The following is a 12,689-nucleotide window of genomic DNA, read 5'->3' on the forward strand; positions in this document are numbered from 1 at the left end:
CAGGGATCCAATGAAGTGGCGGTGGGTGAATCTCTCCATTCGAACCAAGCTGTTTCTTCTTCTCAGCCTGACGGCGGGAGTTACCCTGTTGCTGGTATCAACCGGGCTGATGATCAACGAAAAATGGAATGCCCAGAAAAATCTTGTGGGTGAGCTGTGTTCCATCGCCGATGTGGTGGCCCTGAACAGTGCGGCAGCCATGGCTTTTAATGATGAGCAGGCTGCGGCGGAAACCTTGCATTCACTGGCGGCAAAACCTGAAATTGCAGCGGCTATTCTGTATGATAAAAACGGTGACACCTACAGTAAATATAACCAGAAGGGTGTTGATGCAGATCTTTTGATTGCCGATTTCCACGCCGCGTATCCTGCCCGAGAGAATATTTCCAGGCAATTACAGGAAGAAGGCTTCGTATCTTACCTGTTCAAGGGATACATACATATTCTCCGACCGGTTTTTGCACAAAATATATTGGTTGGCTCGATTCATCTGGTCGATGATATGCGGCAGGTTCGCAACCGGCTTCATGCCTATTATATCGTTGTTGCTTTCATCGTGGTCATTACGCTGATGGTCGTGCTTCTTTTATCTACGAGGAGTCAGAAAATTTTTACACGACCCCTGCTTGAATTAATGCAATCCATAAAAAAGGTGACACTAAAAAGAAATTATGATGTGCGGGTAAAAAAACAGGGCAAAGATGAGTTCGGAATATTGATTGACTGTTTCAATGATATGATCGGTGAGATCCATGCCCGGGATGAAGACCTGAAAATGTACAGTGCTGATTTGGAAAAACGGGTTGAATTACGCACGGCAGATCTTTCCATGGCAAAAAATGAGCTGGAAGCTATGGTTGTCACCCTGGAAAAGGCCAGAAAAACTGCCGAAGAAGCCAACCGTGCAAAATCCCAGTTTCTGGCAAACATGAGCCATGAAATCCGTACACCGATGAACGGTGTCCTGGGAATGGCGGAATTGCTGATGGAAACAACTCTCACCGAGGAGCAACACCGGTTTTCTAAAGCCATTCAGAGTTCGGGTTGTTCTCTCCTGGCAATCATCAATGATATTCTTGATTTTTCGAAAATCGAGGCGAGCAAGCTTGAACTTGAAAACATAAATTTTAATCTGCAAATACTCCTTGATGATGTGATGCAGATGCTGGCCTCCCGTGTCCATGCAAAACGGCTTGAACTGGCTGTTCTTATTCCACAGGAAACCTGCATTTTCTTGAACGGAGATCCGACCCGCTTCCGGCAGGTTCTTACCAACCTTGTCGGCAATGCAATTAAATTTACAAAGCAGGGCGAGGTCGTTGTTCAGGTCGCCACGACCGTTTCTAATCAGAATCGAGTGAAGCTGCATGTCTCGATCCGGGACACAGGGATCGGCATCTGTCAGCAGGACCTTCAACGGCTTTTCAGTCCCTTTTCCCAGGCAGATGGGTCGACGACCCGTAAGTATGGGGGGACCGGTCTCGGGCTGGTCATTTCCAAGGAAATTGTTGCGTTAATGGGCGGGGAACTGCGCTGTGAAAGTGAGCCTGGGAAAGGGTCTACCTTTTCCTTTACGGTGGATTTTGCAGCCAGTCCGGAAGCGGAAAGAAAAAAATACCGACTTAACACCGCCAGATTAAAAGGGTTTCGGGTTCTTGTTATTGATGATAATCTGACAACCCGGGAAATTCTCAAACGCCAAACCATCTCATGGGGAATGGCACATAAGAGCAGCAATTGCGGTGCTAAAGGGGTAGAGGAACTGCGTTTGGCCCGGCAAAAAGGAGAACCCTTTGATCTGGTACTTCTTGACAAGGATATGCCGGGTATGGGTGGGATGGAGGTGGCTCAGAAGATAAAGGCGGATCCGGCAATTGCCGACACCCGGTTGATCATGCTGACATCGGCGGGGACGGGCAATGATGCTGCCAAAGCGAAAAAAAATGGTATCTCAGCGTCTCTGAGCAAACCGGTTCCGCAATCAGAGTTGTACGCTGCAGTGATCAGGGTTCTTGGTGATCATCCTAAAAAGATATCTGACGAGATGAGCAATTCGACCGGGATTGATCAAGATACGCAGGTTTTTGATATTCATGTCCTTATTGCGGAAGATAATCTGATAAATCAAAATGTTACAGCTGCCATGCTCAGAATTTTTGGGTGCAGGGTAGATATTGTTTCAAACGGCAGTGAAGCAGTTGAAGCCGTATCAAAGACACCCTATGATCTTGTTTTTATGGATTGTCAAATGCCTGTGCTGGACGGTTACCAGGCCACGGCAGCTATTCGGAAATTTGAAAAAGAAAATGGTGTGGAGAAAAATATTCCAATTATCGCATTAACCGCAAATGCCCTTAAAGGGGACAGAAAAAAATGTTTGACAGCCGGGATGGATGATTACCTGAGCAAACCTTTTTTAAAAAGTCAGATTCTGGCTCTCCTTAAAGTCTGGTCTCCGGCAGGAGGAGATGGCGACAATGTTGCTGGTTCTAAAGATTTCCCGGGAATGAAATTGGCCAGTGAACAGGGAAGTGGTTCAGATTCTATTGACCGAAGCATGCTTCTTGCGATTCAGAATCTACAAATTGAAGGAGAGTCCAGTATCTTTGATAAAGTTATTAAAGTTTACCTGGAAAGTTCAACGGTTTTGATATCACAACTGCGAAAATCACTGGATGCAAAGGATATTGAAGTGTTGCAAAGAAATGCCCACAGCCTTAAATCAAGCAGTGCCAATGTCGGTGCGGCAAAATTATCTGAAATGGGTAAATCGCTTGAAGAAAAGTGCAGATTTAACCACCTTGAAGATGCTTCTGAGATGATCACATTAATTGAAAATGAGTTTGTTAAGGTTAACGAATGTTTAAAAATGGAGTTATTTTTACATGATTTGCAATAGCCATACTTCGAAAAATCCCCTGGCCCTGGTTGTGGACGATGATTTTTCTTTACGTTTAACCATGGGGGCAGCACTTGCCAAAGTCAACTTTGATGTCATTGAGGCGGAAAACGGTTGCATCGCTCTCTCTCTTTTTAAATCCAAAAAACCGGATCTTATTTTGCTGGATGTCGTTATGCCGGAGATGGACGGCTTTGAAGTATGTACAGCCATTCGCGAGCTCCCCGGAGGAAAATATCCTCAGATTCTCATCGTTACTGGAATGGATGATATCGAATCAACCGTCCGGGCGTTTGAAGTCGGGGCAAATGATTTTATTACAAAACCGATCAACTGGATAATGCTGGGCTACCGCGCAAAATATATGCTCAGGGCCGGTCAGGCCTTTCGGGAATTGTATTTAAGCGAGAATCGATTGCTTAAGACCCAGAAGCTTGCCAAACTGGGTAACTGGCAGATTGATCTGGTAAACAATGCCTTTTGCTGTTCCCCCGAAGCCTGTTCTCTCCTGGGGTTGAACGCCATGGACAAACCGTTGACCTTTGATGGTTTCTTTGAGTCCATCATTGCCAGCGACCAGGGCATGGTTAAAGAAACTCTCAGCAATGCTGTAAAAGATAAAGAAGATTTCAGCCTGAATTACCAGATAATAGATTTAAATGGCACGCAAAAGTATATTTTGAATCAAGGGGAAGTTTTTGTCGACGAGAATGGCGTTCCCGAAATAATGCTGGGCGTTGTGCAGGATTTATCCCAATTGAAACAGGCAGAAGAAAGAATTCGTTTCCTCGCCTTTTATGACGGATTAACCGGTTTAGCGAATCGAATGCTGTTTATGAACCGCCTGGATATGCAAATTGAAAATGCAACCCGCAATGATCAAAAATTTGCCTTGCTTTTTCTTGATATTGACCAGTTTAAAAGAATAAATGACAATTTCGGACATCATATCGGGGATTTACTGTTAAAGGCAGTGGCAGAGACACTCAAATCGTGTATTCGAAAAACAGATACTGCTGCACGACATGACAAGGATGAATCAGGTTTAATGATTGCGAGACTCGGGGGCGATGAATTCACAATTTTGCTTTCCGATATCAAAAATCCTGAACATTCGGCCATAATTGCCCAGCGTATTTTTAATGCGATTCCCGCGACCTGGAGTATTGAAGAAAAAGATGTATCAGTGACCGCCAGTATCGGCATCAGTGTCTTTCCTGACGATGGTTCGACATCTGAAACATTATTGAAAAATGCCAATTCCGCAATGTATTATGCAAAAGACCGGGGAAAGAATACGTATCAATTTTATATGGAATCCCTTAACCGGGCAGCTGTAGAGCGGTTTTCCATGGAGAGGGATCTTAAGAAGGCTCTTGTCCGTGACGAATTTGTCCTTTACTACCAGCCCCAGATTACTTTTGCTGACCGGAAAATTGTTGGGGCAGAAGCCCTTATTCGATGGATGCATCCAGACAAAGGGATGATTCCACCCGATAAATTTATCCCCCTTGCAGAAGAAACCGGCCTGATAATCGACATTAATAAATGGGTGCTTAAGGAGGCATCCAGGCAGAACGACAAATGGACAAAAGCTGGTTTGAACTCTATCCGTGTCGCCATGAACCTTTCCGGATATAAACTTGCCACTCAGGATATTATCCAGGACATCAAAAAAGCGCTGGAAACCGTGAAGTTTGATTCAAAAAAACTTGAACTGGAAATTACTGAAAATGTTCTGATGCAGGATGATGATGAGACCATGCAGATATTTCAGCAGATCAGGGATATGAATATCAGCATTGCCCTGGACGATTTCGGAACCGGTTTTTCTTCATTGAGTTACCTGACCTCTTTCCCCGTGAATACACTCAAAATTGATCGTTCGTTCATAATGGGAAGCATCGTGCAAAGGGATAATCGTATTATTATCAAGGCCATTATTGCCCTGGGCCACAGTTTGGGCAAAACGATTATAGCTGAGGGAATTGAAACAAAGGAACAATTCGACCTGCTGAAACGATATGGATGTGATCAAGCCCAGGGCTATTATTTCAGCCCTCCGGTTCCTGTAAAAGATTTCACAAATTTTTTGGCCAGAGGCTTTTTATAACAAGAAACTGGCCGAATCAAAAAAGGAAAGCTGAATGAGTAATCCGTCAGGTAATGAGCTCATTTCCATTTTGTATTGGTGGATTCAAAGGCCGGGGCGGGAAAAGGGAGAAAGGAGACGCGAGGCAGGAAAAAGCAAAAGATTTCCGTAGAGACGAGCAATTAGCAGTCTTATACCATAAATTAGTATTAGTGAAAATTCGTGTCCATTCGTGGTTACAAACTGTAAAAGCAACCACGGATAAACACGGATAAACAAGGATAAACAAGGATAAACACGAATTATTCTCCATTCGTAATCGCCAAAAAAGATGTCCACGTGACCGCATTCTCTGGTCAATACAAAATGTAAATAGTATTACACCGCCGCTCTATCACACCGCCGGTAATCTCCGTTTTTTTCTGTTTTGAAGTAAAAACAAGAAATACCAGAGGAAAAAATCATGCTTATTGTTGTATAACGGCGGACGATTTAACGTATTGTCATACGTGAATATGGTCGCAATTACAGCCATTCAAGTATATGCAGGAAAAGAAAAAATCACAGAGCCGGTGATTACGATGAATACTCTCAAAACCTTTTAGCACACCGCAACATGCGGAGAATCATTCCATATTTTTACTAAGAGGATGACCATGATCAACGTTGAATATCAAAATTTTGTAAAGGCAATATCAACTCGTATACCCAAAAAAAGAATTTTTACAGATACGCTTCGTCGCCTGGCTTATGGCACGGACGGTGGCTTTTACCGTCTGGAGCCGCAGGTCGTGGTTCGGGTTGCAAATGAAAAAGAGATGCAGCTTTGTCTGCGTGAAGCGTCGTCTCGAAAACTTCCGGTAACCTTCAAAGCCGCAGGGACCTCTCTTTCCGGTCAGGCCATCTCCGATTCTATTTTGCTTATGGCAAATGAAGGGTGGGAAGACTACGAAGTATTGGAGGATGGACAAAAAATCCGCCTGCAGCCTGGAATTGTCGGGGCAAAGGTGAATCGCATTCTCGCCCCCTATGATCGGAAATTTGGTCCGGACCCTGCCTCCATTAACTCCGCAATGGTTGGAGGCATCATTATTAACAACGCCTCTGGTATGAACTGCGGCACCCATGAAAATGCCTATCAGACCATTGAATCGGCTAAAATTATTTTCGCAGACGGGACCCTTCTTGATACCGCAGATGCTGACAGCCGTGAATCGTTTCAACGTGCCCGGCCTGGATTTGTGGAAAAAATTGAGGAAATTCGCGACAGGGTACGTGCAGATGAGGCCTTTGCCGCTCGAATAAGAAAAAAATATTCCATCAAAAACACCACCGGATTTTCCATTAATCCTTTCATTGACTACGATGACCCCTTCCATATTATCATCAACCTGATGATCGGTTCGGAAGGCGCACTGGCATTCATCTCCGAGGTGGTGATGCGTTCTGTGCCCATGTACAAATGCAAGGCAAGTTCCATGGTCTATTTCCCGGACATCATGACTGCATGCCAGGCAACAGTAGCGCTCAAAAAAGGACCGGTAGATGGCGCAGAACTCCTTGATCGACGGGCATTGAAATCGGTCGAGAACCAGGAGGGCATTCCGGGCTTCATCAAAGATTTTGATGAAACAACCACTGCGGTCCTCATGGAGACGATGGCTTCAGATGAAGATACCCTCGCTGGCAATATTGTCCAAATCAAAGATATTCTGAAGGACTTTACAACACTTCGGCCTGTCGAATTCAGTTCCGACCCCTTTATAAACGCACAGTTGTGGAATATCCGTAAAGGGGTCTTTCCTGCTGTCGGCGGCCTGCGGGAAATCGGTACGACCTGTATTATTGAAGACGTCGCCTACCACATGGAAACCCTGCCTGAAGCGACGAAGGATCTGCAGGATATCATGGTTGAGCATGGTTACGATGACGCCGTCATTTACGGCCATGCCCTTGAAGGAAATTTCCATTTCATCATCAACCAGGATTTCAGCAACCCAAAAGAGGTGAAGCGTTACGAGGCAATGATGCACGCCGTTATCAATATGACTGTCGATAAATACGACGGTTCGTTAAAGGCGGAACATGGCACCGGGCGGAATATGGCACCGTTTGTCAAAAAAGAATGGGGTGAAAAAGGCTACGCTCTGATGTGTGAAGTCAAGAACCTCTTTGATCCGGATACTATCCTCAATCCGGGTGTTATCATTAACGAGGACCCCGAGTGCTATTTAAAAAACTTCAAACCCCTGCCTCAGTGCGACCCTTTGATTGACAAGTGTATTGAATGTGGTTTCTGTGAAGTGAACTGCATGTCAAACCATTTCAGCCTCTCTGCCCGCCAGCGGATTGTGGTGCAGAGAGAGATCACGAGACTGAAAGAAAGTGGAGAAAATCCTGAACGTCTTGCTGAACTTGAGAAAGGTTTTGTTTTCCAGGGGGAGGAGAGCTGCGCAGGTGACGGTCTTTGCCAGACGTCATGCCCTGTCTCCATTGATACCGGGAAATATATTAAGCAGATACGAGCCGCAAATCGCAGTGCGTTTGGGAAAAAAGCAGGCAAATTTACCGGAGAGCACCTGGACCTGGTCTGTAGCGGCGCTTCTCTTGCACTCGGGATGGTCGGAGGACTGCATCGGCTCCTGGGTACGAAGACTTTTGGAAAAATATGCAGTACCGCACGTTCTGTAAGCGGCAATCGCCTGCCACAGTGGACACCTGCCATGCCGCATGGCGTCTCTTCTCCAAAAGAGACTCCGATAAATCCGCAGGCTGAACTCAAAGTTGTCTATTTCCCGTCCTGCATTGCCCGGGCCATGGGACCGGCTAAAGATGACCCGGTGACTGACTCTATACCAGAGGTGACCATTCGGGTGCTGGAGAAAGCTGGCTATGGTATCATTTTTCCTAAAGGGATGAAAAATCTCTGTTGCGGTACTCCCTGGGAGTCAAAAGGTTTTATGGAAACAGCGGACATGAAGTCCAGCGAGCTGGAAGCGGCGCTGCTTATCGCTTCTGAGCAGGGAAAATATCCGGTGCTCTGTGATACATCTCCTTGTTTATATCGAATGCGCAAGGTTATGGACAGCAGACTGAAACTCTACGAACCCGCTGAATTTGTGCATAAATTCTTGTTAGAGAAGCTGCACTTTACTCCCAAGCAGCAGACCGTAGCCATTCATGCGACCTGCTCAACCAAAAAAATGGGGCTTACCGCAATTTTGGAAGAGGTTGCCTCTATGTGTGCAGAAAAGGTGGTCTTGCCCCCTGATGTAAACTGTTGCGGATTTGCCGGAGATAAAGGTTTTTACCTGCCCGATCTCAACGCTCATGGACTGAGAACAGCGGTTCCTGTGATCAAAAAAGAGCACCCAGTGGCCGGATATTCAAACAGCCGCACCTGTGAGATCGGCTGTACAGAGCAACTCGGCATTCCTTATATGTCGATCATGTACCTGGTAGATGAAGTCACCACCAGGGTTGAGTAAAACAGAGAGCAGTGTTCCCCGTGAAAACGGGGACCACTACATGGTGATTTACTCCAATGGCCATCAAGCGCCCTGTTTGATGGCCATTGGTATAATAAGTGCGATACATTTTGCAGTAAAGATTTCACATGAAATTCTACTCTTAGAACGATTCAGTGTCCCAGTAATCTTTGTCTGAGGGATTCTCCAATTCACGCTGAACCAAAACAGTATGATATTATCTCTACCTATGTCGCCATCATCAAAAATCATCGTTGGCAGAGTCTGGTTTATTGTCTGCCTTATCTGGGTTGCTCTGGCCTGTGCACCGCTGACAGTGGAAGCCGGGACCGATCTGCACCTCACTCCTGAGGAAAGAGCCTGGTTATTGGAGCATACAGATGAAATCCGCTTAAGTGGAGATCCTGCCTGGGAACCAATTGAGTTTTTTGATGAAAACGGAGAATACAGTGGTCTGGCGGCCGATTACATAGGGCTTATTGAAAAGCGACTGGGGATCAAATTCAAGATTGTCCGAAATCGTTCATGGAGCGAAACTCTGGCCAGAGCAAAAAGTAAAGAAATTGATGTTATCCCCGCAGTTCAGGCGACACCAGACCGACGTAAATTTATGATCTGGTCGAACCCCTATTTACATATCAATACTACCATTATTGTCAGAAAAGAGATGAAGCAGCAACTCTCCCTGAAACAGATGGTCGGAATGCGTATTGGCGTACCAAGGGACTACGCAGTTGGGGCTTTTGTCCGTGAATCCTACCCTGCACTTACAATTGTAGACGTAGGGACCAATAAGGAAGGACTCACCAGGGTTTCCTTTGGTGAACTGGACGCCCTGATCACCGAAATACCTGGCGCTCTCTATGGTATTGAGAAAGAAAAAATCACCAATTTGCACCTGGCCGGTGACACCGGCTTTGAACTTGATCTCGGCATTGCAATTCGAAATGACTGGCCACTTTTTGCCTCAATTATAGACAAAACACTTGCTGATATCAGTGAGGCTGAGCATAAGGCTATCTACTCCAAATGGTTGCATCTGGAAGCTCCCCCGTTTTACAAAAACCACACGTTCTGGTTGTTTGTTTCTCTCGTTTTTATGATTGTCTCTGTACTTATTGGTACGGTGATAACATGGAACCGAACTCTGCAGCGCAAGGTTCGGCATCGAACGGAAGAGCTCAGATTCAATGAAATGCGTATGGATGCTCTGCTTCAGCTCAATGAAAGGCCAAACGACTCTATTCAAGAGATCATTGAGTTTGCCTTTGAGCAGATGATTCAGTTGACCAAGAGTCAGTTCGGATATCTTGCTTTTGATGACCAGGCGGGCATGATCTACTCCGTCAGGTCCGGAGGTTCGGCTTCTCAGAAACAGCCAGTCACTGCCACCACCACCGGATTTCCCGCTGAAACCCGGGGATTATGGGGCAAAGCGGTTCTCAAAAAAGAACCTGTTATCTCCAATTGTTATCCGAAATCCAATCCTGCAATGAAGGGGTTGCCTGAAGAGTGTCGAAAGACCTTGATTCGATATATGAACGTGCCCATATTCAAAGGGGACCAGATCGTTGTTGTCGCTGGAGTGGGGAACAAGTCCGAGAATTATGATACCTCAGATCTGCGTCAACTCAATCTTCTTACTCAGGGATTATGGCGTTGCCTCCAGAGAAAGCAGGAGGAACAGGTTCTGGCTCGGAGCGAAAAAAATTTACGGGATATTGTTGAAAATTCTCCCAACGGGATCACTATTATCCAGAACGGGCGGGTCGTCTATCGCAATACAAAAAAGGTTCAGCTGGCGGGAGCGATCAACCTTGGTCCAACTGTTACCTATGATCACATTCACGCTGAGTACAAAGAGAGTGTAGAAAACTTCTTTGAGAGTATTCTGAATGGAAAACCGGATAAACAGGAACTGGATTACAAATTTTATACCTCACTAAAAAAGCGAACCAAAGAAAACCTTAAATGGGTTACCACCCTCATCACTCCTATTAACTACCGGGACGATAGTGCATTTCTCCTCACCACTATTGACCGAACCAGGGCACGGGAACTTGAACATCTGCTCACCGTCCGTGATAAAATGGCAACCCTTGGCAGAATTTCCGCCGGGATAGGCCACGAAGTGCGAAATCCGCTGTCTGGTATCAATATATACCTTCATTCCATAGAAAAGGGCCTTGCCAACCCGGAAAAATATCACAAGATAGGTCCGGCAATAGAAGGTATCCGGGCTGCTTCTGAAAAAATGGAGTCAGTCGTTAAACGGGTCATTGATTTTGCAAAACCCATCGAACCAAAATTCGTAAAAATAGATATCAATAAACCGGTGATGGAAGCTGCCAAATTAGCAGAAATGAGCATGAAAAAATATGGTGTAACTCTTACTGCAAATTTAAGTGAGAAGTTGCCTCTCTGTGATGCTGAACATAACCTTGTTGAAGAAGTGGTGCTTAACATGATTAATAACAGTGTCGATGCCATGGATGGTCAAAAAGACCCTAAATATATTAGAATTTCGACATCTTCAGACAAGGATCATGTCCAGATCTTTATAGAGGACACCGGACCTGGAGTGCCTGTAGATATCATGGAAAATATATTTGAACCTTTTTATACGACTAAAAATTACTCAACGGGTATCGGTCTCGCTCTCTGCAACAGGATCATTACCGATCATAACGGCAGGATAAACGTAAAAAAAAGTTCAGAAGGCGGTGCCCGTTTCGTCATTGAGCTTCCCCTCTGTCAAAACAGCAACTGTCGCCAGCAACCCCCACCAACCAGGCAATCATGATAGATTATACGATTTTTATTGTGGACGATGAATCAGTCATAAGGGAGGGGATAACCTCTGACCTTGAAGATGACTACACTGTTTTGGCTTTTGAAACAGCTGAGGATGCACTTGATGCTTTTACTGAGACTCTTCCAGATTTAATTTTGCTGGACATCGAGCTGCCCGGACTGAAAGGGAGTGAAGCTCTTCCCAGATTCAAAGCCCTGAAAAGTAATGTTCTGGTCATTATGATAACAGCATACGAAGATATTAAGCTGGTTATCTCCTGTATGAAAAAAGGGGCTTACGATTACATTGTCAAGCCGATTCACATGGATGCTCTCAACTTGTCAATCTCCAATGCCCTTGAGACGATTCGGTTGAGAAAAGAGATAGCTCTACTCCAGGAAAAGCAAATCAGGGAAAACCTGCCCTGTTTTATCGGAGAGAGTCGTGCCATCCATGACATCATGGAGTATATCGACATGGTAGCCAAAAGCCCGGACACCCCCATCCTGATCCTTGGAGACACAGGTACCGGCAAGGAGCTGATCGCGTCCACTATTCATCACAAAAGTCCCAATTTCAAGGGGCCTCTGGTTACTGTCAACTGTGCTGCAATCCCAAAAGATTTAATAGAAAGTGAACTGTTTGGATATGAGCCTGGAGCATTTTCCGGTGCATCTGTAACGGGTAAAAGGGGACTCATCGAAGCGGCTGACGGGGGGTCCCTCTTTCTCGATGAAGTTGGAGATCTGGATCTTTCAGCACAGGCCAAGCTCCTCCGGTTCATGGAAAACGGAGAATTTTACAAGGTGGGTGGCACAGAAAAACTGATGATAAAAACACGGGTTATCTCGGCCACCAATAAAGATCTGGACGAGATGATCTCCAGCAATGACTTCAGGAAAGATCTCTATTTCCGGCTGGGCGTTATCAAAATTAACGTTCCGTCACTCAACGAGCGGCAGGAAGATACAGTCTTGCTGGGCAGATATTTTTTCCAGCTTTTTAATGACAAATTTGATAAAGGCCTCACAGGGATCAGTGAGCGGGCAATAGAACTCCTGAAGCTCTATACCTGGAGTGGAAATGTTCGGGAACTTAAAAATATGATGGAGCGTGGAGTGCTCACAGCCAGGGGTTCATTGTTGACACCTGAAGATCTGGATCTTGAAAAAATTGAGCGGGGACACGTCAATGAAGATGTTGACGACACGAGATTTCCGCCCCTCCCTCCGACAGGGATCAACCTGACAGAGATTCGCCTCTCCCTGGACAGGTTCTATTTCAAAAAAGCTATGGAAATGGCTAAAGGGAATGAAACCCAGGCTGCCAAATTGCTGGGTCTTAAACACCACACCTTTCGTTACCAGTTGAAAAAATTATCTGACGAGTAACTCCTGTACTGTCATCAACGGATGT

Annotated in this window: 5 protein-coding genes; all 5 read left to right on the forward strand. The window is 45.5% G+C overall.

Translation table 11 applies throughout. From position 1 onward, the window contains the following. Positions 1–10: 10 nt before the first annotated feature. The gene (locus JWG39_RS11280) at positions 11–2,899 is read left to right on the forward strand and encodes a response regulator (RefSeq protein WP_240192106.1); all 2,889 of its coding nucleotides are present in this window, start codon (positions 11–13) and stop codon (positions 2,897–2,899) included. Continuing rightward, on the forward strand, positions 2,886–5,012 hold the full coding sequence (locus JWG39_RS11285; RefSeq protein ID WP_205219511.1) for an EAL domain-containing protein: 2,127 nt from the start codon (positions 2,886–2,888) through the stop codon (positions 5,010–5,012). The genes JWG39_RS11280 and JWG39_RS11285 overlap by 14 nt, the downstream gene beginning before the upstream one ends. Before the next feature lie 635 nt (positions 5,013–5,647). After that, positions 5,648–8,479 carry an FAD-binding and (Fe-S)-binding domain-containing protein gene (locus JWG39_RS11290; RefSeq protein WP_205219512.1) on the forward strand — a complete coding sequence of 944 codons (2,832 nt, stop codon included), beginning with the start codon at positions 5,648–5,650 and terminating at the stop codon, positions 8,477–8,479. A 211-nt stretch (positions 8,480–8,690) separates the two neighbouring features. After that, positions 8,691–11,282, forward strand: a complete 2,592-nt coding sequence (locus tag JWG39_RS11295; RefSeq protein WP_205219513.1) for an ATP-binding protein — start codon at positions 8,691–8,693, stop codon at positions 11,280–11,282. Further along, positions 11,279–12,664 (forward strand): sigma-54-dependent transcriptional regulator, encoded by a 1,386-nt coding sequence (locus JWG39_RS11300; protein WP_205219514.1) that lies wholly within the window; start codon positions 11,279–11,281, stop codon positions 12,662–12,664. The genes JWG39_RS11295 and JWG39_RS11300 overlap by 4 nt, the downstream gene beginning before the upstream one ends. Positions 12,665–12,689: the final 25 nt, after the last annotated feature.

Origin of the sequence: Desulforhopalus vacuolatus (genome assembly GCF_016918505.1) — a bacterium.
Lineage (GTDB): Bacteria > Desulfobacterota > Desulfobulbia > Desulfobulbales > Desulfocapsaceae > Desulforhopalus > Desulforhopalus vacuolatus.